The following is a 21,734-nucleotide window of genomic DNA, read 5'->3' on the forward strand; positions in this document are numbered from 1 at the left end:
GGTAGCGCTCGGCGAACGTCTCGGGCTCCTCGGTCAAGGTGAAAGCCATGACGTGCCTAGCCGACCGGCCGAAACTGGTGCAGCACCAGATCGTTCTCGAACGTCTCGTAGTACACCTCGACGGGCAGCCCGGGTCTCACATCGCCCGGGTCGATACCGGTGAGGTTGGACACCAGCCGCACGCCCTCCTCGAGCTCCACCAGCGCGACGACGTACGGGTAGTCGAGGAAGGGGAACTTGGGTTCGTGCGGCATCACGTAGCTGTAGACCGTGCCGCGACCGGACGACTCGATCGGCTCCCAGTCCAGCGAACGGCAATGCGGGCACATCGGGCGCGGAGGGTGGCGCAGCTGCCCGCAGCCGCCACAGCGCTGAATCAGAAGTTTGTGCTCCCGCAATCCGTTCCAGAAGAATTCGCTGTCCGGGGTGACCGCCGGGGCGAGCCGGGACGCCATCAGCGCTGCGGCCTGAATCGCAACACCCGGAACCGTTGCCGCCCCAGCACTTCGCCGTCCTGATCGGTGTAGGTGGTCAGCCAGGTCAGGAAGAAGCCGGTGCCCAGCGCCGTCTTCTTCTCATCGGAAACCGATTCGTAGACCGTCGTCGCGCTGATCACGTCACCCAGTCGCGGGTAACGCTCGATCTCGAACTCCGAGTTCGTCGCCACCGTGCTCGTGTAGCCGGCCTCGTCGAGGAACGCGGTCGGGTTCTCCTTGATCTCGATGGGCGCGCCGCCGCGTTCCCCGATGCCTTCCAGCTTGGGCGACGGCATCGTCCAGGACTGCAGCATCACCGGCGGCGAAACGATGCCGCCGAACCGTGACGACGCCGCGAACTCGGGATCGATGTAGACCGGATTCATGTCAGCCATGGCGTATGCCCAGTGCCGGATCATCGGCTGGTTCACCGGGTCCGGGGCCACCGAGGGCTTGCCGGTGCCGCCGGTCGGCTTGCCGACGAGGGCCCGCACCCTGGCACTGACGGTGTCTGTGTCGGTCACTGAAGTATGTCCTCCTGACTGATTCGTAGGCCGAAGGTCGCGAGGTGCGCGGGGCGTGACAATTCGGCCATGGCGATGATGTCACGCTGGATTCCGCGGGCTCTGCAGCACGCCGTGGTGACGGCCCGCCGGTACCCGGATTCAGGGCCCCGTCCAGCGGCGCTTCGGCGTCGCGCCGAATCCCGTTGCCGGCTGGCGCCTCGAGCGCGCCGAGGTCTCCCCGGGGCGGAAGAGCGCGGTGGAAGAGCGCACGACGCGCCTCCCTCACTGATCCGAAATAGCCCACCGATCCGACAGATTCACGCCATCTGTCCTGCGAGAAGTGTTTACTCCCTGGCGAGCGCCCATGTCAATACGTTTTCAACCGATGGAAAGTGGCGACAATTCGGAATCATCGGCGCATTGACGCCCACTTTCGTCGGGTGAACACTGTGTCTCGAGATGACCGACCTCGCTCGAGGAGTGCCGATGACCGAGCTACAGACCCATCGCACGCTCGTCGACACCTACCAGCTCTACATCGACGGACGATGGTGCGATCCCGAAGATGGCCGCTACGACGACGTCTCCCCGGCGAGCGAGCAGACCATCGCCACCGCGCCGGACGCGAGCGTCGGTCAGGTCAGCGAAGCGATCGCCGCCGCTCGGCGCGCTTTCGATGAGGGCCCGTGGACGTCGATGAGCCTCGACGACCGAGCGGGCTGCCTCAACCAGCTCGGCGAGGCGCTGCTCCAACATGCCGACGAGTTCTTCGCCCTCTCGCAGGTGGAGTGGGGCTGCACCGCCAACGAGCGGATGATGCAAATCGACGGCGCCGCATACATGTCCATGCACGCGGCCCAGCTCGTCACCCAGCTGACCGACGAATCGGTGACCGGAATGAGCGCCGGGACCACCTTGCTGCGCCACCAGCCCCTGGGTGTCGTCTCGATCCTGACGCCGTGGAACTTCCCGCACTGCCTCAACGTGATGAAGCTCAATCACGCGCTGGCCGCGGGCAATACCGTGGTGCTCAAGCCCTCGCCGCTGACGCCGCTCGCGGGACTGGCGTTGGCGCGGATCATCGACGAATTCACCGACATCCCGGCGGGAGTGGTCAACGTCGTGACGCCCTCGGGCGTCGAGGCCGCCAAAACCCTCACCACCGACCCGCGGATCGACATGGTCAGCTTCACCGGCAGTTCGCTCGTCGGCCGCCAGGTCATGTCGGCGGCGGGCGACACCCTGAAGCGTCTCCTGCTCGAGCTGGGCGGCAAGTCGGCCAGCATCGTCCTCGACGACAGCGAAATCACCGACGAAATTCTGGAGAAGATGCTCTTCGACTGCTGCTCGTTGCACGCCGGACAGGCCTGCATCCTGCACAGCCGGCTGCTGCTGCCCGATTCGCTGCACGACGACGTCGTCGAGCGGCTCGTCGGGCTGGCGCGCGAGCTGAAGGTCGGCGACCCCGCCGACCCCGAGGTGCGGATGGGCCCGTTGATCAGCGCGGCCCAGCGCGAGCGGGTCGAGGCGCACGTCGCAGCGGCGCTGCACGAGGGTGCCGCGCTGGCCACCGGTGGCGGCCGGCCGGCCGGATTGGACGCCGGCTTCTACTTCGAACCGACGATCCTCACCGGCGTGCAGCCGAATTCGACTGTCGCGCAAGAGGAAGTGTTCGGTCCGGTGTTGTCGGTGCTGCGCTACCGCGACGACGACGACGCCGTCGCGATCGCCAACAACTCACGGTACGGGCTCTCCGGTGCGGTGTGGGGCGGCGACGTGGATCGCGCGCTGGCCGTGGCCCGCCGGATCCGCAGCGGCCAGGTCGCGGTGAACGGGTGCGGTCCCGTCGGCGCGCCGTTCGGCGGCTTCGGCCTGAGCGGGCTCGGCCGTGAGGGCGGCGGGATCGGCGGGCTGCATCAGTACATGGAGCCGATGGCCATCGGGGTGCCCGGGTGACGCAACGGCGGGTGAGCTTCCCGGCGAGCGGGTGCTGAACGCTGTGAGGCTTTGGTAAACAGCCCGTCACATGCGAAGCTGCTGCTTATGGCCTTCGAGATCGCCCGCCCCAAGCTAGAGGGAAACGTCGCGGTCGGCGAGGACCGCCAGATCGGCTTCGCCGAGTTCGGCGATCCGCAGGGCCGGGCGGTGTTCTGGCTGCACGGCACGCCCGGCGCCCGCCGGCAGATTCCCACCGAGGCCCGCATCTACGCCAAGAACCACGGCATCCGCCTGATCGGCCTGGACCGCCCCGGAATCGGCTCGTCCACCCCGCATCGCTACGAGAACATCCGGGCGTTCGCCGACGACCTGCGCACGATCGCGGACACGTTGGGCATCGACAAGATGGCCGTCATCGGCCTGTCCGGCGGCGGCCCGTACGCGCTCGCGTGCGGCGCGGTGCTCCCTGACCGGGTCGTGGCGGCCGGTGTGCTCGGCGGCGTCGCGCCGTTCACGGGCGACGAGGCGATCACCAGTGGCCTGATGAACCTGGGGAAGCGGGTGGCGCCCCTGCTGCGTCTGGGCGGCGACCCGCTGCGGATCGGCGCGAGCCTGCTGGTCCGGTCGATTCGTCCGGTCGCCAACACCGTGCTGTATCTGTACGCCGCGGTGTCGCCCGAAGGCGACCGGCGCCTGCTGACCCGCCCCGAGTTCGGGGCGATGTTCCTCGACGACCTGCTCAACGGCAGTCGCAAGCAACTGGCGGCGCCCTTCAACGACATCATCCTGTTCACCCAGGACTGGGGCTTCCGGCTCGACGAGGTCACTGTCCCGGTCCGCTGGTGGCACGGCGACAGCGACCACATCGTCCCCTTCGCCCACGGCGAGCACGTGGTGTCCCTGCTGCCCGACGCCGAGCTGTTCGTCCTGCCGGGTGAGAGCCACCTCGGCGGGCTGGGGCGCGGCGAGGAGATCCTGGCCACCCTGATGAAGATCTGGGACGAGCAGGACTGACGCGTTCGGCGCCGGGTAGCCTGCTGACGTGCTGCTGACGTCGCTGGATCCCTCGGCCGTGACCGCCACCGACATCGCCGACGCGGTACGCATCGACGGGACCGTGCTGAGCCGAAGCGATCTCGTCGGCGCCGCCACGTCGGTGGCCGAGCGCGTCGCCGGCGCGGAGCGGGTCGCGGTCCTGGCCACGCCCACCGCCTCGACGGTGCTGGCGATCACCGGATGCCTGATCGCCGGCGTGCCCTTCGTCCCGGTGCCCTCCGACGTCGGTGTGGCCGAGCGCCGGCACATGATCACAGATTCGGGGGCGCAGGTGTGGCTGGGACCGGTGCCGGAGGAACCCGAGGGGTTGCCGCACATTCCGGTGCGACTGCACGCCCGGTCCTGGCACCGCTACCGCGAGCCGCCGCCGGCGGCGACCGCGATGATCATCTACACCTCCGGCACCACCGGGCTGCCCAAGGGTGTGGTGCTCAGCCGGCGGGCGATCGCCGCCGACCTCGACGCGCTGGCACAGGCCTGGCAGTGGACGGCCGACGACGTGTTGATACACGGGCTGCCGCTATTCCACGTCCACGGGCTGGTGCTCGGCCTGCTCGGATCGCTGCGCATCGGAAACCGGTTCGTGCACACCGGAAAACCCACGCCCGCCGGCTACGCCCAGGCCGGTACCGAGGCCGGGGGAACGCTGTACTTCGGGGTCCCCACGGTGTGGTCGCGGGTCGCGGCCGACGAGGCGGCCGCTGCGGCGCTGCGCCCGGCGCGGTTGCTGGTGTCCGGAAGCGCGCCGCTGCCGGTGCCGGTGTTCGAACGGCTGTCCGCGCTCACCGGGCACCGGCCCATCGAGCGGTACGGCGCCTCGGAATCGCTGATCACCGTCTCGACGCGGGTGGACGGCGAGCGACGGCCCGGCTGGGTGGGCCTGCCCATCGCCGGCGTCGAAACCCGGTTGCTCGACGACAACGGCGATCCCGTCCCTCACGACGCGGAAACCGTTGGAAAGCTTCAGGTCCGGGGTGCGACGATGTTCGACGGCTACCTGAACCGGCCGGACGCCACCGCCGAGGCGTTCGACGCCGACGGCTGGTACCGCACCGGTGACGTCGCCGTCGTCGACGCCGAAGGCATGCACCGCATCGTGGGGCGCGAGTCGGTCGACCTCATCAAGTCCGGCGGATACCGCATCGGCGCGGGGGAGATCGAGGCGGCGCTGCTGGGCCACCCGGCGGTGCAGGAGGCGGCGGTCGTCGGCATGCCCGACGAGGACCTGGGCCAGCGCATCGTCGCCTTCGTCGTCGCCTCCTCGGCTCTGCCCGGCGAAGAGTTGATCAACTTTGTCGCCCAACAACTTTCGGTGCACAAGAGGCCGCGCGAAGTACGCGTCGTGGACGCGCTGCCGCGCAACGCGATGGGCAAGGTCGTCAAGAAGCAGCTGCTGTCGGACGGCTGAGCGGCGGGCGCGCGGCCCACGCGTACGCCCGTGGCGCCGCGACACGCAGGAGATTGCCAGCGTCGTGAACGAGCGCGAACCACAACGTTCGCATAGCTTCGTGGGGGGATCCTGCAGCGACGACGACCGGACCACCGTGCGAAGGAATGAAGCGTGAGTGAGTTGAATCAGCCGGCCGGCTTCACCGCGACGGTCGTCGCCCCGGCGCGATCCACGCCCATGGCCCGGGTGGCCGCCGCCTGCCTCGTCGGCTCGGCGATCGAGTTCTACGACTTCCTCATCTACGGCACCGCGGCGGCGCTGGTGTTCCCCGCCGTGTTCTTCCCCCGCCTGAGCCCCACGGTGGCCACGATCGCCTCCCTGGCGACGTTCGCCACCGCGTTCCTGTCCCGGCCGCTGGGAGCCGCCGTGTTCGGAAACTTCGGGGATCGGCTGGGCCGCAAGAAGACCCTGGTGGCCACGCTGCTGATCATGGGCGCGTCGACCGTGAGCGTGGGAATGGTGCCCAGCACCGACTCGATCGGCATCGCGGCGCCGTTGATCCTCATCGCCCTGCGGTTGTTGCAGGGGTTCGCCGTCGGCGGCGAATGGGCCGGGTCGGTGCTGCTCAGCGCCGAGTATGCCCCCGCCGGCAAACGCGGCTGGTACGGCATGTTCACATTGCTCGGCGGCGGGACCGCGGGAATCCTGGCCAGCCTGACCTTCCTCGCCGTCAACGTCACGATCGGGGAGAAAAGCCCCGCGTTCCTGGAATGGGGTTGGCGGGTGCCCTTCCTGATCAGCACCGGGTTGATCGGCATCGCGCTCTACGTGCGGCTCAACATCGACGAGACCCCGGTGTTCACCGAGGAGAAGGCCCGCCACCTGGTGCCCAAGGCGCCGCTCGCCGAACTGCTGCGGTTCCAGCGCCGTGAGATCGTCCTCGTCGCGGGCGCCTTCCTCGGCGGGATGGGCTTCGTCTACCTCGGCAACACCTTCCTCGTCATGTACGCCCACTCCCACCTGGGCTACTCACGGAGCTTCATCTGGAGCATCGGCGCGCTGGGCGGGCTGACCAGCATGATCTGCGTGTCGTTCGCGGCCTGGATCTCCGACCGGGTGGGGCGCCGGCGGGTCATGCTCATCGGCCTGGCGGCGTGTTTGCCGTGGGCGTTCGTGGTGATCCCGCTGATGGACACCCGCAAGCCCGTCCTGTACGCGATCGCGGTCCTGGGCATGTTCGGCGCCGCGGCGGTGGCCAACGGGCCAACCGGGGCCTTCATTCCCGAGCTGTTCGCCACCCGCTACCGCTACAGCGGCGCGGCGGTGGCCATGAATCTCGCGGGCATACTGGGCGCGGCCGTGCCGCCGCTGATCGCCGGGACGTTGCTGGCGACCTACGGCAGCTGGGCGATCGGCGTGATGATGGGCGCCCTGATCGTGGCCAGCTTCGTGTCCGTCTATCTGCTGCCGGAGACCAGGGGCAGGGCGCTGCGGCCCGACCCCGAATCAGTTGGCGTGTAGCTCCTCGTTGAGGGCGATGCCCTGTCCACCGCGCGCGACCACCTCCACCGCCCCGGTGAGCGAGTTGCGGCGAAACAGCAGGTTGTTGCCGCCGGACAGCTCGCGGGCCTTGACCGACCGTCCGTCGGGGGTGCTGACCTTGGTGCCCGCCGTGACATACAGGCCCGCCTCGACGACGCAGTCGTCGCCCAAAGAGATGCCCAGGCCGGCGTTGGCGCCCAGCAGGCAGCGCTCGCCGATCGAGATGACCTCGGTGCCACCGCCGGACAGCGTGCCCATGATCGAGGCCCCGCCGCCGATGTCCGACCCGTCGCCGACCACCACCCCGGCCGAGATGCGGCCTTCCACCATCGATGCGCCCAGCGTGCCGGCGTTGTAGTTGACGAAGCCCTCGTGCATGACCGTGGTCCCGGGCGCCAGGTGGGCCCCGAGGCGCACCCGGTCGGCGTCGGCGATGCGCACTCCGGTGGGCAGGACATAGTCGACCATTCGCGGGAACTTGTCGACGCCGTAGACGGTCACCGGGCCCTGGCGGCGCAGCCGCGCCCGGACCGCCTCGAAACCCTCGACGGCGCACGGCCCGCGGTTGGTCCACACCACGTTCGTCAGCACGCCGAAGAGGCCACCGGCGTTCAGGCCGTGCGGCGCCACCATCCGGTGCGACAACAGATGCAGCCGCAGGTAGGCGTCGTGCGCGTCGACAGCGACCTCGTCCAGCGAGCCGATCACCGTGCGCACGGCGACGGTCTCGGTGCCCCGGTCCTCGCATCGGCCGATCAGCGCGGCCAGGTCCGCGGGTACGTCGGACGCGGCGAGCCGCGTCGTCCCGGTGGCGCCCGCCCCCGTCAGTTCCGGCGCCGGGAACCAGGTGTCCAGTATCGATCCGTCGGAGGCCAGCGTCGCCAGCCCGATGCCTACCGCTGCAGTCACGGCGGTCAGGTTACTTAACTGCCGGGCGGGCGCCAGCCACTACCCTTGAGTTGTGCTGGACTTACGCGGCGACCCGATCGCGCTGACCGCGGCGCTGGTCGACGTCCCCAGCGAGTCCCGGCACGAGGCGCGCCTCGCCGACGAGGTGGAGGCCGCGCTGCGACATCAGACGTCGGGCTTCGAGGTCGTGCGCAACGGCAACGCCGTGCTCGCGCGCACGTCGCTGGGCCGCCCGTCGCGGGTGTTGCTGGCCGGGCATCTGGACACCGTCCCGGCGGCGGGTAACCTGCCCAGCCACCTCGACGGCGGTGAGCTCTACGGCTGCGGCACCGCGGACATGAAATCCGGCGACGCGGTCTTCCTGCATCTGGCCGCCACCGTGGCCGAACCGCTGCACGACCTGACGCTGGTGTTCTACGACTGCGAGGAAATCGAAGCCGCGGCAAACGGTTTGGGGCGCATCGAGGCCGAGCTGCCGGACTGGCTGACCGCCGACGTGGCCATTCTGGGGGAACCCACGGGCGGCTACATCGAAGCCGGCTGTCAGGGCACGCTGCGGGTGGTGGTCAGCGCCGCCGGCACCCGCGCCCATTCGGCGCGTTCCTGGTTGGGCGACAACGCCATTCACAAGCTCAGCCCGGTACTGGACCGGCTGGCCGCGTACCGTGCGCGCACCGTGGACATCGACGGATGCGCCTACCGCGAGGGCCTGTCGGCCGTGCGCATCGACGGCGGTGTGGCCGGCAACGTCATCCCCGATGCGGCCTCGGTGACCGTCAACTTCCGGTTCGCCCCCGACCGGTCGCTGGGCGCGGCTCTCGAGCACGTCCGCGCGGTGTTCGACGGGGTCGACGTGCGGATCGAGCAGACCGACGCCGCCGCGGGTGCGCTGCCGGGGCTTTCGCAGCCCGCCGCGAAGGCGCTCGTCGAGGCCGCCGGTGGCCGGGTCCGGGCGAAGTACGGCTGGACCGACGTTGCGCGCTTCGCGGCGCTCGGCATCCCGGCGGTCAACTTCGGGCCGGGCGATCCCAACCTCGCGCACACCCGCGACGAGCGCGTGCAGGTCGCCGACATCACCGCCGCGGTGGCGGTGCTTCGCTCATATCTCGGAGGCTGACGCCCGCGGCTGAGGCGGCCGGTCCTGCGCCTGCGCTGCGGCGTCGGCCGCGGCCGCGCGCATCCCGACCGCCGCAAGCCGGTCGGCCACCGCCTGCAGTGCCGCGGGATCACCGGCCGCGAGCGCCTGCGCGTGTTCCAGTGCGAGTGTTCCTGCAGCACAATCTATCTCGTTGCAAAGTCGAGCCAGCGGTGCGGCCGCCCGGGTGTCGCCGAGGCGCACGGCCTCGTGCCAGACGCGGAGCGCCACCGCCTGCTGCCCGCCGCGTTCGGCCACGCGGGCGGCCTCACGCGCCGCGGTCACCGCCCCGTGCCGGTCGCGCATCGCGGCCAGCCGCCACGCCCGCGCCACGCCGAGCTCCGGGGCGAACAACGCCGACTTGGTGCCGTGCCGGGATTCGGCCCGGCTCAACGCCTTCGACATCGCGGCGGTGTCGCCCTGGTGCGCCAGAGCGGTGGCCAACAGGGTCAACGACAGCGGTCCCCACGAATACCCGGTGCGTTCCAACGTGGCCGCCACCGGACCCAACAACTCTGCCGCAGTGGCGAATTGGCCGTCGGCGATCAGCACGTGGGCAAGCAGGACCTCGCCGATCGCGCGGCCCGGCTGCTGCAGTTCGGCGAAGTCGGTGAACTGTTGAGCCAGCTCGCGGGCCAGATCGAGCCGGCCGGCCATCAGCAGCGCGGTGATCTGGCCCAGCCCGATCGTGAACCGCAGCAACCCTGGATGCTCGGCGCCCAGCGCGCGCCGCGCCAGCGGCTCGACGTCGTCGAAACGCCCCTGCCGCGCCGCGCACAACGCCGCCGCGCTGGCCGCCCACGCCACCGCCTGGTCGTCGGCGCACGGGGAGGCCAGCACCTCACCGGACATCTTCACGGCGTGGCCGATGTTGCCCGCGTTCATCGCGAAGGTGGCGCTCAACGCGTCCAGCGTCGTTCGCGGGCCCTCGTCGGTGACCCGGCTGCGGATCGTCCGCAGGAACGCCGTGGCTCGCTCCGGCTCGCCGAGCATCCAGAACTGATTGGCCGCCCGTAGTAGCGTCCAGTCCATGAGCGCGGCTTCGGTCAGGCCGGCGGGGTCGACGCCGGCCAGCACCGCGTCGGCCTCGCGGCCGCGACCCTGCCACGCCATGGCGTGGGCCAGCGCCAGCCGCGCACCCAAACCGCCGGAGCGCTCCATCGCCGAGCGGGCCAGCCGCTCGCCCAGCGACAGGTCTCCCAGCCGCAGGGCCTGCTGCGCGGCGGTGACCACCTCGGCGACTCGCTGCGGTGCCTCGCTGTCCATCGCCAGCGACGCCAGCCGCAGCCGGTCGCTGAGGTGGTCCGACGGATGCTGCGACAGCAGCCTGACCAGCTCGGTGCGCCGGCGGCGCGCGTCGTGGGCGTCCAGCGTGGCGCGCGCCCGGTCGGCGAACAGCGGGTGGGCGGTGTAGACGACGACGTCGCCGTCGGTGCGGCCGCCGCGGGCCCGGGTCTCCACCGCGCCCCACTCCATCGCCTCGTCCACGGCGCCGTCGCCGGCCAGGGCGTTCAGATCTGCCAGCGACAAGGGTTCCTCGACGGCGAGGTAGTCCAGCACCGACCGCGCGGCGGCGGGCAGCTCGGCGATGAACGCGTCCACCGACGCCGGGGAGGTCGCCTCGCCCGGCTGCTCGATGTCGATGCGGCGCAGCAGGTCATCGGTCCACAGCGCCGCGATGGCGTCACGCGCGGCGTCGGCGCGGGCGGTGACGATCAGCCGGGCCGTGCCGGCCAGCGCCAGCTGGTAGACCAGCGTGGCGGACAGCACGTCCAGGTCGTGGGCGTCGTCGACGACGAGCAGCAGCTCGCCTCTCCCCTCGCTGAGGGAGGCCCGGGCCGCCCGCAGCAGCGCGGCCGGCTTGCCGATGTCGGCGATCTCCACCAGGTGGCTGAAGGCCCCGAAGGGCACGGCACGCTCGCTCGGGGTGCCGGTGACCCAGTGGAGGACGGTCCCCGGGTGCCGGCGGACGTAGTCCTCGGCGGCCTGGCGGGCCAGCGTCGACTTGCCGCACCCGTCGGGTCCGAGCACCGCTGCGCCGACCCGATCCGCGCCGCCCAGGGCCGCGTCCAGCTGCTCTCTGGCCGCCTCGTGCCGGGGGACGTTCCATCGAATCGGCATCGCCGGAGTTTATTGCGCGCGGTGTGCACCCCGCACCGGCCTTGGTCTACCTTTCGTTATATGCGCCGCGAACCTGATTCGTCAGGCGACTGGGCGGTCGGTGTGTACTGCGCATCGGGTCCCACACACCCTGAATTGCTGCAGCTGGCCGGCGAACTCGGCGAGGCGATCGCCGAGCGCGGCTGGACCCTGGTGTGGGGCGGCGGCCGGGTTTCGGCGATGGGCGCCGTCGCGAGCGCCGCGCGGGCCCGAGGAGGGCGGACCGTCGGGGTCATCCCGCAGATCCTGATGCGCCGCGAGGTCGCCGACGCCGAAGCCGACGAGCTGATCGTCAGCGACACCATGCATGAGCGCAAGCAGCTCATGGAGGAGCGGTCCGATGCGTTCATCGTGCTGCCCGGCGGCGTCGGGACGCTCGACGAGCTGTTCGACGCGTGGACGACCGGCTATCTCGGTCTGCACGGCAAGCCCATCGTGCTGCTCGACCCGCTGGGGCACTACGAAGGTCTCTGGATCTGGTTGTGCGGTTTGCTGGACAACGGGTACATCTCGCAGGCCGCGATGGACCGCCTGGTGCTCGTCGACAAGGTCAGCGCGGCGATACAGGCCTGTGCACCGGCCTGAGCCCACCGGCATGCTCGTCGGCACTACTAGGCTGTCCGCCGAGCTTGACTACTGAAGACGAATCGAGGGATCACGTGTCCGATCGCGACGGGGGAGCGCGCCGCTCGGTCAGCCTGGCCGATATCGCGTTGCGGGTGCCGGGTCTGCTGGCCGACATGCCGGTGATCGTGCGGGGAGCGCTGACCGGGCTGCTGGCCCGGCCGAGCTCGAACAAGTCGATCGGCACGGTGTTCGCCGACCGGGCCGCCCGCTACGGCGACCGGGTGTTCCTGCGATTCGGTGAGCAGGAGCTGACCTACCGCGACGCGAATGCGGCCGCCAACCGGTACGCCGCGGTGCTGGCCGCGCGCGGCGTCGGCAACGGCGACGTCGTGGGCATCATGCTGCGCAACTCGCCCAACGCCGTGCTGGCGATGCTCGCCGCCGTCAAGTGCGGCGCCGTCGCCGGGATGCTCAACTACCATCAGCGCGGCGAGGTGCTGGCGCACAGCCTGGGCGTGCTGGACGCCAAGGTTTTGGTCGCCGAGACCGATCTGGTCAGCGCTGTCGCCGAGTGCGGCGGCTCGGGTGACACCGAGGTGCTGACGGTCGAGGACCTCGAGCGGTTCGCGGTGAGCGCGCCCGCGACCAACCCGGCGTCGGCGTCGGCGGTGCGAGCCAAAGACACCGCGTTCTACATCTTCACTTCGGGCACAACGGGATTCCCGAAGGCCAGCGTGATGACCCACCAGCGGTGGCTGCGGGCGCTGGCCGCGTTCGGCGGGGTGGGGTTGCGGCTGCGGAACTCCGACACGCTGTACAGCTGCCTGCCGCTGTACCACAACAACGCGCTCACCGTGGCGCTGTCGTCGGTGATCGCCTCCGGCGCGACGCTGGCGCTGGGTACGTCGTTCTCGGCATCGCGCTTCTGGGATGAGGTGATCGCCACCGAGGCAACCGCGTTCATCTACATCGGGGAGATCTGCCGCTATCTGCTCAACCAGCCGCGCAGGGCGACCGACCGGGCGCACAAGGTGCGGCTGATGGCCGGCAACGGGCTGCGCCCGGAGATCTGGGACGAGTTCACCGAGAGGTTCGGCATCGCGCGCGTGTGCGAGTTCTACGCCTCCAGCGAGGGCAACACCGCGTTCATCAACGTCTTCAACGTGCCCAGGACCACCGGTGTCTTCCCGATGCCGCTGGCTTACGTCGAGTACGACCCCGACACCGGTGCTCCCCTGCGCGACGACAACGGACGGGTGCGCAAGGTGCCCGCCGGCGAGCCCGGCCTGCTGCTGAGCCCCGTCAACCGGCTGCAGCCGTTCGACGGCTACACCGACAAAGAATCCAGCGAAAAGAAGTTGGTGCGCAACGCCTTCCGAGAGGGCGACGTCTGGTTCAACTCCGGCGACGTGATGAGCCCGCAGGGCATGGGCCACGCCGCCTTCGTCGACCGGCTCGGCGACACCTTCCGCTGGAAGGGCGAGAACGTCGCCACCACCCAGGTGGAGGCGGCGCTGGCCACCGACGAGTCCGTCGAGGAGTGCACGGTGTTCGGCGTGGAGATCCCGCGCACCGGCGGGCGGGCCGGCATGGCCGCGGTCAAACTGCGCGAGGGAGCGGAGTTCGACGGCAACTCGCTGGCCCGGGCGGTCTACGGCCAGCTCCCCGTCTACGCGCTGCCGTTGTTCGTCCGGGTGGTCAAGGAGCTGGCGCAGACCACCACCTTCAAGAGCCGCAAAGTGGAGCTGCGAGACGAGGGCTACGGCCCCGACGTCTCCGACCCGCTGTATGTGTTGGCCGGTCGCGACGACGGCTACGTGCCGTACTACGACGAGTATCCCGAAGAAGTGGCCGCGGGCAAACGACCGCAGGGTTAGTCGTCGGCGCCGCGCCGCGCCGACCCGGCGTTGCCGGGTCGGCGTGGAGGGGCCGCGTCGTCGGGGGGCCTCGGCGGCCACGTCGGCGGCCTCCTCGGCCACGTCGGCGGCCTCGTCGGCGGCCTCCTCGACGTTCTCGTCGACGGCCTCGACGACGTTCCCCTCGACGGCCTCCTCGACGGCCTCCTCGACGTTGAGTGTGCGCTGACGGCGTTGAGTGTGCGCTCACGGCGGCGACACGCCGACGATCGACGCCCCAGCTGCACAGCCGACGCCCCAACTGCACACTCGACGCCCTGACAGCACACTCGACGCCCCAGCTGCACACTCGACGCCCTGACTGCACAGTCGACGCCCCAGCTGCACACTCGACGCCCTGAGTGCACAGTCGACGCCCCAGCTGCACACTCGACGCCCTGACTGCACAGTCGACGCCCCAGCTGCACACTCGACGCCCACACTGCACAGACGACGCCCCAGCTGCACACGCGACGCCCTGACAGCACACTCGACGCCCCAGCTGCACACTCGACGCCCTGACTGCACAGTCGACGCCACACCAACAGCCGACAGCCCTGCGCCGCACGCCTGACGATGACCGGGCACCATAGACGTGTGCAGTCAACGCTGTGCGGCCGTCCGGTCGCAGCGGATCGCCCGCTGATCATGGCGATCATCAACCGCACCCCGGACTCGTTCTACGACAAGGGCGCGACGTTCAGCGACGACGCGGCCAGGGCCGCGGCGCACCGGGCCGTCGCCGAGGGCGCCGACGTCATCGACGTGGGCGGCGTCAAAGCCGGGCCCGGCGAAGCTGTCGACGCACAGGCCGAGATCGCCCGGCTCGTGCCGTTCGTCGAATGGCTGCGCGGCGCCTACCCCGACCAGCTGATCAGCGTCGACACCTGGCGCTCGGAGGTAGCCAGAACGGCCTGCGCCGCGGGCGCAGACCTGATCAACGACACCTGGGGCGGCATCGACCCGGCCCTGGCCGAGGTGGCCGCCGAGTTCGGCGCGGGCCTGGTGTGCTCGCACACCGGCGGTGCGCTGCCGCGCACCCGACCGTTCCGGGTGAGCTACGGGACCACCACGCGCGGTGTGGTCGACGACGTGATCCGCCAGGTCACGGCGGCCGCCGAGCGTGCGGTCGCGTGCGGCGTCGCCGCCGACCGCGTGCTGATCGACCCGGCCCACGACTTCGGCAAGAACACGTTCCACGGGCTTGCCCTGCTGCGTCACGTCGGCGATCTCGTGAACACCGGGTGGCCCGTGCTCATGGCTTTGAGCAATAAGGACTTCGTCGGGGAGACTCTGGGTGTGGACTTGACCGAGCGGCTCGAGGGGACCCTGGCGGCCACCGCGCTGGCGGCGGCCGCGGGGGCGCGAATGTTCCGGGTGCATGAGGTGACGGCCACCCGCCGGGTCCTGGAGATGGTGGCCGCGATCCAGGGGATCCGGCCACCGGCGCGGACCGTGCGGGGACTGGCATGACGGCGTCGGACCTGGTCGCGGGCGATCTGACCGACGACGGGGTGCCGGCCACCCGGCCGGGCGACACCTGGCTGCCCGACCGCGGCTGGAACCGTCCGACCTGGACCGTCGACGGGCTGGTGGCGGCGAAGGCCGGCCGGACCATCTCGGTGGTGCTGCCGGCCCTCAACGAGGCGGAGACCATCGGCTCGGTGATCGACAGCATCTCGCCGCTGGTGGACGGCCTGGTCGACGAGCTCGTCGTCCTGGACTCCGGCTCCACCGACGACACCGAGATCCGCGCGGTAGCGGCCGGCGCGCGCGTCGTCAGCCGGGAGCAGGCACTGCCGGAGGTGCCGACCCGGCCCGGCAAGGGCGAAGCGCTCTGGCGCTCGCTGGCGGTGACCAGTGGGGACATCGTGGTCTTCGTCGACTCCGATTTGATCGACCCGCATCCGATGTTCGTCCCGTGGCTGGTGGGGCCGCTGCTCAACGGCGACGGCATCCACCTGGTCAAGAGCTTCTACCGGCGGCCCCTGAACGCCGGCGACGCGGACGGCGGCGCGGGCGACACCGGTGGCGGTCGGGTGACCGAGCTGGTGGCCCGACCGTTGCTGGCGGCGCTGCGGCCCGAGCTGGGATGCATGCTGCAGCCGCTCGGCGGTGAATACGCCGCCACCCGTGACCTGCTGACCTCGCTGCCGTTCGCGCCCGGCTACGGCGTGGAGATCGGCCTGCTGATCGACACCTTCGACCGGCTGGGTCTGGACGCGATCGCCCAGGTGAACCTGGGCGTGCGCGCTCACCGTAACCGCCCGCTCGCCGAGCTCGGGCCGATGAGCCGCCAGGTCATCGCCACGCTGCTCTCGCGGTGTGGGATTCCCGACTCCGGCGTCGGGCTGACCCAGTTCCTGGCCGACGGCCCGGACGGCTCCGGCGCCGAGGGCTATACCCAGCACACCTGGCCGGTGTCGCTGGCCGACCGGCCGCCGATGCGGGTGCACCGGCCAGCGTGAGGCCCCGCCAGGCCACGCCGATCGCGTCGGTTCCATAGGGCAATATCGATCACGTGGCGTTGGTGTTGCTGTATCTGGTGGTGCTCGTGCTGGTGGCGATCGTGCTGTTCGGCGCCGCCAGCCTGCTCTTCGGTCGCGGTGAGAAGCTGCCGCCGCTGCCCCGGGGAACCACCGCGACGGTGCTGCCGGCCTACGGCGTGACGGGCGCCGACGTCGACGCGGTCAAGTTCACCCAGGTGCTGCGCGGATACAAGACCAGCGAGGTGGACTGGGTGCTCGACCGGCTCGCCCGCGAGCTCGAAGCCCTGCGCGGCCAGTTGGCGGCGGTGCATGCGGCGTCATCGGCCGAGAACGAATCGCAGGCTCACCCCGACCCGATGGAACCGGAAGGTGCCGAGGAGCGTCAGGACAGAATGTGACCGACGACGAACTGGTCCGCTGCGGCTGGGCGGCGATCCGGCCCGGGCCGGATTTCGAGATGTACCGCGACTACCACGACCAGGAGTGGGGCCGCCCCCTGCACGACGGCCTGGCGCTGTTCGAGCGGATGTGCCTGGAAGCGTTCCAGAGCGGCCTGTCCTGGCTGATCATCCTGCGCAAACGCGAGAACTTCCGGCGCGCCTTCTCCGGGTTCGACATCGGCAAAGTCGCCGGCTACACCGAGGACGACGTCCGGCGGCTGCTGACGGATCAGGGCATCGTGCGCAATCGGGCAAAGGTCGAGGCGACCATCGCCAACGCGCGCGCCGCCGCAGATCTGGGCGGCGCGGCCGACCTGTCGAAGCTGCTCTGGTCGTTTGCGCCACCGCCGCGGCCCCGGCCCGCCGACGCGTCTGAGATTCCCTCGTCCACCGCCGAATCGAAGGCCATGGCGCGTGAGCTCAAGCGGCTGGGCTTCCGGTTCGTCGGGCCCACCACCGCCTACGCCCTGATGCAGGCGACCGGAATGGTGGACGACCACGTCCGCGGTTGCTGGGTGCCTTCGACGGGCGCCGGCGCGGGCCGCGCGGCGGCCGGCTGAACAACCCGCCGATCGGGTTTTCCGGGTCCGCTACAAGACAGAAGCGGGTCTTTGTGCGACGGGTGACCTGGATAGGGAACAATGGGGGGGTGATGTGGCGGTTCGATGCCGGGCGTGACTGGAAGTTCGCGGGCGGGGCATGCTCGGCGCCGACCAGGTCCGCGAGGGCGGGCCAGCTCGAACCTGGAGGGAGCACTCGATGGCGGCGATGAAGCCCCGGACCGGAGACGGTCCTCTGGAAGCGACGAAGGAGGGGCGCGGCATCGTTATGCGGGTACCACTTGAGGGAGGCGGACGCCTGGTCGTGGAACTGACGCCCGACGAGGCCGCCGCCCTGGGTGACGAACTCAAAGGCGTCACCAGCTCCAGCTAACGTCCGCCGGACGGGTGTCCCGGTTACGCACCCACCTTCCGGTAGATGTTCAGGGTCTGCTCGGCGACGTGGGCCCAAGAGAATTCCTCGATGCAGCGCTGTCGTCCCGCCCGACCGTAGCGCTCGGCCCGTTGCGGGTCCGCGACGAGCTCATTGACCGCACAGGCCAGCGCGGCCTCGTAGCCCGCGGGATCGTCGGCGTCGTAGCGCACCAGCGAACCGGTGACTCCATCGGCGACGACCTCCGGGATCCCACCGACATCGGAAGCCACCACCGCCGTCCCGCACGCCATCGCCTCCAGATTCACGATGCCCAGCGGTTCGTACACCGAGGGGCACACGAAAACTGTTGCTGCAGAAAGTATTTCGCGTAGATCTCCGGTGGGTATCATGTCACGGACCCAGAACACCCCCGCGCGAGCCCCGGCGAGCCGGGTCACCGCGGCTTCCACCTCGCGGGCGATCTCGGGAGTATCCGGGGCGCCGGCGCACATCACCAGCTGTACTTCGGGGCTGAACCGGTGCGCGGCCGCGATCAGGTGTGACACGCCCTTCTGCCGCGTGATGCGCCCGACGAACGCGACCATCGGTCGGGCGGGATCGACGCCGAGTTCGGCCAGCACGGAACCGCTTTCCACCGGCCCCGCCGGATGCCAGACCTGGGTGTCGATCCCGTTGCGGACGACGTGCACGGAGCTGGGATCCAGCGCGGGATAGACGCGCAGGACGTCGTCGCGCATGGCGGAGCTGACCGCGATGACGGCGTGGGCGGCCAGCACCGCGGTGTGCTCGACCCACGTCGACACCCGGTAGCCGCCGCCGAGCTGTTCTGCCTTCCACGGCCGCAACGGCTCGAGCGAGTGCGCGGTCAGCACGTGCGGAATGTCGTAGAGCAGCGCCGTCAGATGGCCGGCCAGCCCGGTGTACCAGGTGTGGGAGTGCACGACGGTGGCCGCCGACGCCGCGTCCGCCATGGTCAGGTCGGTGGACAGGGTGGACAGGGCCGCGTTGGCGTGTTTCAGGCGCGCATCCGGTTGGTGGGCGAAGGCGCCCGGGCGCGGTTCGCCCATGCAGTGCACGTCGACAGCGCACAGTCGACGCAGTTGCGCGACCAACTCGGTGACGTGTACCCCGGCCCCGCCGTAGATGTCTGGTGGGTACTCCCGCGTCATCATCGCCACCCGCATACCCGCACCGTAGTTCGGCGAAGACGAGGCCCGCGAGTCGGGCCGAGGATGGCACCCGGGTGATCGCCCCGCGCGCGGGGCCAAAAACCTTGACTCACAGCCGCACAGAAGGCTGCGAATAGCGCAGTCCCCCTGGCAGCGGTTCGCGGCGGCCGATAGGTTTGGAGCCATGAGGGAAGCGCCACACGTGCTGGGCATCGTCCTGGCCGGCGGTGAGGGCAAGCGGCTGTATCCGCTGACGGCGGACCGGGCCAAGCCGGCGGTTCCCTTCGGCGGCGCCTATCGGCTGATCGACTTCGTGCTGTCCAACCTCGTCAACGCCCGCTTCCTGCGGATCTGCGTTCTCACGCAGTACAAGTCGCATTCACTGGACCGGCACATATCGCAGAACTGGCGGCTTTCCGGCCTGGCCGGCGAGTACATCACGCCGGTCCCCGCGCAGCAGCGACTCGGCCCTCGCTGGTACACCGGCTCCGCCGACGCGATCTACCAGTCGCTCAACCTGATCTACGACGAAGACCCCGACTACATCGTGGTTTTCGGCGCCGACCACGTCTACCGGATGGATCCGGAGCAGATGGTCAACTTCCACATCGACAGCGGCGCCGGCGCGACGGTGGCCGGCATCCGCGTTCCGCGCCGGGAGGCCTCCGCGTTCGGCTGCATCGACGCCGACGAGTCCGGGCGCATCCGTCAGTTCGTGGAGAAGCCGCTGGATCCGCCGGGGACCTCGGACGACCCCGAGTCGACGTTCGTCTCGATGGGCAACTACATCTTCACCACCAAGGTCCTCATCGACGCCATCCGCGCCGACGCCGACGACGACCATTCCGACCATGACATGGGTGGCGACATCATCCCGCTGCTGGTGGACGACGGCATGGCCGCGGTCTACGACTTCAACGACAACGAGGTGCCCGGCGCCACCGACCGCGACCGCGCCTACTGGCGCGACGTCGGGACTCTGGACGCCTTCTACGACGCGCACATGGACCTCGTGTCGGTGCATCCGATCTTCAACCTCTACAACAAGCGCTGGCCGATCCGCGGCGAGTCGGAGAACCTGGCGCCCGCCAAGTTCGTCAATGGCGGTTCGGCGCAGGAGTCGGTGGTGGGCGCCGGCAGCATCATCTCGGCCGCCTCGGTGCGCAACTCGGTGCTGTCGTCCAACGTCGTGGTCGACGACGGCGCGATCGTCGAGGGCAGCGTGATCATGCCGGGCGCCCGGGTCGGGCGGGGCGCCGTGGTGCGGCACGCGATCCTGGACAAGAACGTCGTCGTCGGGCCCGGCGAGATGGTCGGGGTCGACCTGGAACGTGACCGGGAGCGGTTCGCGATCAGCGCCGGCGGTGTGGTCGCGGTCGGCAAGGGCGTCTGGATCTAGGGGATCTCCGGCACCAGCAGGTGCGCGTCGTGGCGCGGGCCCCAGCGCAGCCGGACGCGGCCGTTCGGCGACTCGTCGTAGGCCGCCGGGAACTGACCGGTGAGCGGGTTGCGCGGGCACAACCACCGCCCGCCGACCACCAATCGCAGTTGCTCGCCGGCGCGGAACAACGTCGCCGACGGCCCGAGTGCCACGTCGACGGCCACCACCTCGCCCGCGGAGAGCGGCCGCCGTTCGACGCACGCCGCGACCGGCTGCCACGGCCGCGAGAGCTCGGGATCCAGTGCGCGCAGCGAGACCCGTTGCCACCCGGTGCTCACCCGGTCACGACCGTAGCCGTACGACCCCTCGAACTCGACGAACCTTCCGTCGCGCCACTTCTCGACGCCGACGAACAGGTTCGCGTCGTCACAGCCGTCGAGCTCTAGCCAGAGCCGCGCCACCATCGGGCCCGTCAGCTCGACGTCGGCGGGCACCGTCCAGCTGAATGCCGCTGCGTGGGTCAGAGTTCCGAACGAGATGCCGCCGTCGACCGTTGGCCTGTCGGGCGACAGCACTCCGGGTCCGGCCAGATACATTGGGCGCCAGCGCGTGCGGGCCAGCGGCCAGTCGGCCTCCTCGCGCACGGTGACGACGGTGTCGCGGTCCTCGCGCACCTCGAGCCGCACGCTGCGGGAGGCGGGCGCGCCGTCGAGCACCTCGCGAAAGAACGTCAGCTGCTCGGCCTGCGCGGCGGCCGAGTAGAACGCCGCCCACTTGCCGGCGCGATGGGTGTAGAGGCGGGCGTGGCCCGAGCCGGCGTCAGTGAATGCCCGGACCGAACCGCGGCTGTGCAGGTTGTTGTCCGAGAAGCTGCCGCAGACCAGCATGGGGACCTTGACGGCCGGCAGATCGGGGACCAGCGAGCGCCAGAACTCGTCGCGCAGCGGGTGTTCGTCCTGCATCGGCGTGAATGCGTAGGTCTGTCGCGTGCTGCGACGTACGTTCGCCGACCAGATCCGGATGAAGCCGCGCTCGCGCACGCCGCCGGGAAACGCCAAATCCCGGTAGGCGTCGGTGAAGCCCTCCCACGGACAGATCGCACGCAGCGCCGGCGGCTGTTGGGCCGCGGCGGCGTACTGGCTGATGGCCAGGTACGACACCCCGAGCATGACCACCTGCCCGTCGTTCCACGGTTGCTCGGCGATCCACCCGATCAGGTCGTAGGTGTCCTCGGCCTCCTGGCGTGACAGCAGCTTGCCGGTGCCGCCGGAACGACCGCAGCCTCGCGAGTCGGCATTGACCACGGAAAAGCCCCGCTCCGTCCACCACGCCGGGTCCGGGGCCTCCCATCCGGTGTAGGCCGAGAAGGTCAGCGGCTGCGGCTGGCGCAATATCCGGTACTGGAACGAAAAGGTCCACCTCTTGCCCAGCCGGCGTGGCAGTTTGTCCTTGCCGTAGGGATGGATGCTGAGGATCACCGGCCCGGCTTGGCCGGCGGAGCTTCGAAACAGATTGATGCGCAACACGGTTCCGTCGCGCGTGGGAACGGCCAGGTCGCGCTCGACGATGAGGTCGTCCGGTGCGGGGGTAACCGTTACGGGCGGTCTGAGGAAGCTCCGAATCCGGCCGAGCGCATACCGGGCGGCGCCGGGACGTCGCCAGGGCCGGTCCAATGCGGGTGCCGGATTTCGGGCCACGCCCATACTTTATGGACTCGAGCCGGCGCCGGCGCCACGAGACTGGCG

Annotated in this window: 19 protein-coding genes; 13 read left to right on the forward strand and 6 right to left on the reverse strand. The window is 70.2% G+C overall.

Features of this window, described 5'->3' with window-relative positions; translation table 11 throughout:
- Nucleotides 1-56: 56 nt before the first annotated feature.
- Together G6N48_RS00765 and G6N48_RS00770 are read right to left on the reverse strand one after the other, a co-directional pair.
- The gene (locus tag G6N48_RS00765) at nucleotides 57-455 is read right to left on the reverse strand and encodes a Zn-ribbon domain-containing OB-fold protein (protein WP_085269294.1); all 399 of its coding nucleotides are present in this window, start codon (nucleotides 453-455) and stop codon (nucleotides 57-59) included.
- Nucleotides 455-1,000 (reverse strand): FAS1-like dehydratase domain-containing protein, encoded by a 546-nt coding sequence (locus tag G6N48_RS00770; RefSeq protein ID WP_085269293.1) that lies wholly within the window; start codon nucleotides 998-1,000, stop codon nucleotides 455-457. Before G6N48_RS00770 ends, G6N48_RS00765 begins: the two co-directional genes overlap by 1 nt.
- A gap of 468 nt (nucleotides 1,001-1,468) precedes the next feature.
- Between G6N48_RS00770 and G6N48_RS00775 the strand changes: the two genes are divergently transcribed.
- The 4 genes from G6N48_RS00775 to G6N48_RS00790 all read left to right on the forward strand — a co-directional run bounded on the left by G6N48_RS00775 (nucleotide 1,469) and on the right by G6N48_RS00790 (nucleotide 6,887).
- Nucleotides 1,469-2,938, forward strand: a complete 1,470-nt coding sequence (locus G6N48_RS00775) for an aldehyde dehydrogenase family protein (protein WP_085269451.1) — start codon at nucleotides 1,469-1,471, stop codon at nucleotides 2,936-2,938.
- Nucleotides 2,939-3,025: 87 nt separating this feature from the next.
- Nucleotides 3,026-3,934: an alpha/beta fold hydrolase gene (locus G6N48_RS00780; RefSeq protein WP_085269292.1), complete on the forward strand. Its 909-nt coding sequence runs from the start codon at nucleotides 3,026-3,028 to the stop codon at nucleotides 3,932-3,934.
- 28 nt (nucleotides 3,935-3,962) lie between these two features.
- Complete coding sequence (locus tag G6N48_RS00785) at nucleotides 3,963-5,384, forward strand: acyl-CoA synthetase (RefSeq protein WP_085269291.1); 1,422 nt, start codon at nucleotides 3,963-3,965, stop codon at nucleotides 5,382-5,384.
- A gap of 219 nt (nucleotides 5,385-5,603) precedes the next feature.
- Entirely contained in the window at nucleotides 5,604-6,887 is a 1,284-nt protein-coding gene (locus G6N48_RS00790; protein WP_085269450.1) for an MFS transporter, read from the forward strand.
- Here the strand turns inward: G6N48_RS00790 and dapD are convergent.
- On the reverse strand, nucleotides 6,873-7,826 hold the full coding sequence (gene dapD / locus G6N48_RS00795) for a 2,3,4,5-tetrahydropyridine-2,6-dicarboxylate N-succinyltransferase (RefSeq protein WP_139825778.1): 954 nt from the start codon (nucleotides 7,824-7,826) through the stop codon (nucleotides 6,873-6,875). The two genes, G6N48_RS00790 and dapD, sit on opposite strands and share 15 nt — an antisense overlap.
- A gap of 43 nt (nucleotides 7,827-7,869) precedes the next feature.
- On the opposite strand from dapD, the gene dapE reads away from it, so the two are divergent.
- On the forward strand, nucleotides 7,870-8,934 hold the full coding sequence (gene dapE / locus G6N48_RS00800) for a succinyl-diaminopimelate desuccinylase (RefSeq protein ID WP_085269289.1): 1,065 nt from the start codon (nucleotides 7,870-7,872) through the stop codon (nucleotides 8,932-8,934).
- Here dapE and G6N48_RS00805 read toward each other — a convergent pair.
- Nucleotides 8,917-11,073 carry an AAA family ATPase gene (locus G6N48_RS00805; protein WP_169718433.1) on the reverse strand — a complete coding sequence of 719 codons (2,157 nt, stop codon included), beginning with the start codon at nucleotides 11,071-11,073 and terminating at the stop codon, nucleotides 8,917-8,919. The two genes, dapE and G6N48_RS00805, sit on opposite strands and share 18 nt — an antisense overlap.
- Before the next feature lie 60 nt (nucleotides 11,074-11,133).
- Here G6N48_RS00805 and G6N48_RS00810 point away from each other — a divergent pair, with 60 nt between their 5' ends.
- The 7 genes from G6N48_RS00810 to G6N48_RS00840 all read left to right on the forward strand — a co-directional run bounded on the left by G6N48_RS00810 (nucleotide 11,134) and on the right by G6N48_RS00840 (nucleotide 17,436).
- Nucleotides 11,134-11,697 (forward strand): LOG family protein, encoded by a 564-nt coding sequence (locus G6N48_RS00810; protein ID WP_085269288.1) that lies wholly within the window; start codon nucleotides 11,134-11,136, stop codon nucleotides 11,695-11,697.
- A gap of 74 nt (nucleotides 11,698-11,771) precedes the next feature.
- A complete protein-coding gene (gene fadD6 / locus G6N48_RS00815) occupies nucleotides 11,772-13,556 on the forward strand; it encodes a long-chain-acyl-CoA synthetase FadD6 (protein ID WP_085269287.1) in 1,785 nt (594 codons plus the stop codon).
- A 594-nt stretch (nucleotides 13,557-14,150) separates the two neighbouring features.
- Complete coding sequence (folP, locus tag G6N48_RS00820; protein ID WP_139825777.1) at nucleotides 14,151-15,047, forward strand: dihydropteroate synthase; 897 nt, start codon at nucleotides 14,151-14,153, stop codon at nucleotides 15,045-15,047.
- Nucleotides 15,044-16,042 carry a glucosyl-3-phosphoglycerate synthase gene (locus G6N48_RS00825; RefSeq protein WP_085269284.1) on the forward strand — a complete coding sequence of 333 codons (999 nt, stop codon included), beginning with the start codon at nucleotides 15,044-15,046 and terminating at the stop codon, nucleotides 16,040-16,042. Before folP ends, G6N48_RS00825 begins: the two co-directional genes overlap by 4 nt.
- Nucleotides 16,043-16,095: 53 nt before the next feature.
- On the forward strand, nucleotides 16,096-16,461 hold the full coding sequence (locus G6N48_RS00830; protein WP_085269283.1) for a DivIVA domain-containing protein: 366 nt from the start codon (nucleotides 16,096-16,098) through the stop codon (nucleotides 16,459-16,461).
- Nucleotides 16,458-17,063, forward strand: a complete 606-nt coding sequence (locus G6N48_RS00835; RefSeq protein ID WP_085269282.1) for a DNA-3-methyladenine glycosylase I — start codon at nucleotides 16,458-16,460, stop codon at nucleotides 17,061-17,063. The genes G6N48_RS00830 and G6N48_RS00835 overlap by 4 nt, the downstream gene beginning before the upstream one ends.
- 199 nt (nucleotides 17,064-17,262) lie before the next feature.
- A complete protein-coding gene (locus G6N48_RS00840; RefSeq protein WP_003878471.1) occupies nucleotides 17,263-17,436 on the forward strand; it encodes a DUF3117 domain-containing protein in 174 nt (57 codons plus the stop codon).
- A 23-nt stretch (nucleotides 17,437-17,459) separates the two neighbouring features.
- On the opposite strand, the gene glgA is transcribed toward G6N48_RS00840, so the two are convergent.
- Nucleotides 17,460-18,623, reverse strand: coding sequence for a glycogen synthase (glgA, locus tag G6N48_RS00845; RefSeq protein WP_085269280.1), 1,164 nt, complete (start codon nucleotides 18,621-18,623; stop codon nucleotides 17,460-17,462).
- Nucleotides 18,624-18,792: 169 nt separating this feature from the next.
- Here glgA and glgC point away from each other — a divergent pair, with 169 nt between their 5' ends.
- Nucleotides 18,793-20,007: a glucose-1-phosphate adenylyltransferase gene (gene glgC / locus G6N48_RS00850; protein ID WP_085269279.1), complete on the forward strand. Its 1,215-nt coding sequence runs from the start codon at nucleotides 18,793-18,795 to the stop codon at nucleotides 20,005-20,007.
- Here the strand turns inward: glgC and G6N48_RS00855 are convergent.
- Entirely contained in the window at nucleotides 20,004-21,686 is a 1,683-nt protein-coding gene (locus tag G6N48_RS00855) for a CocE/NonD family hydrolase (protein WP_139825776.1), read from the reverse strand. The two genes, glgC and G6N48_RS00855, sit on opposite strands and share 4 nt — an antisense overlap.
- Between the last annotated feature and the right edge of the window lie 48 nt (nucleotides 21,687-21,734).

This window comes from Mycobacterium parmense, from assembly GCF_010730575.1.
In the GTDB taxonomy this organism is placed as follows: domain Bacteria; phylum Actinomycetota; class Actinomycetes; order Mycobacteriales; family Mycobacteriaceae; genus Mycobacterium; species Mycobacterium parmense.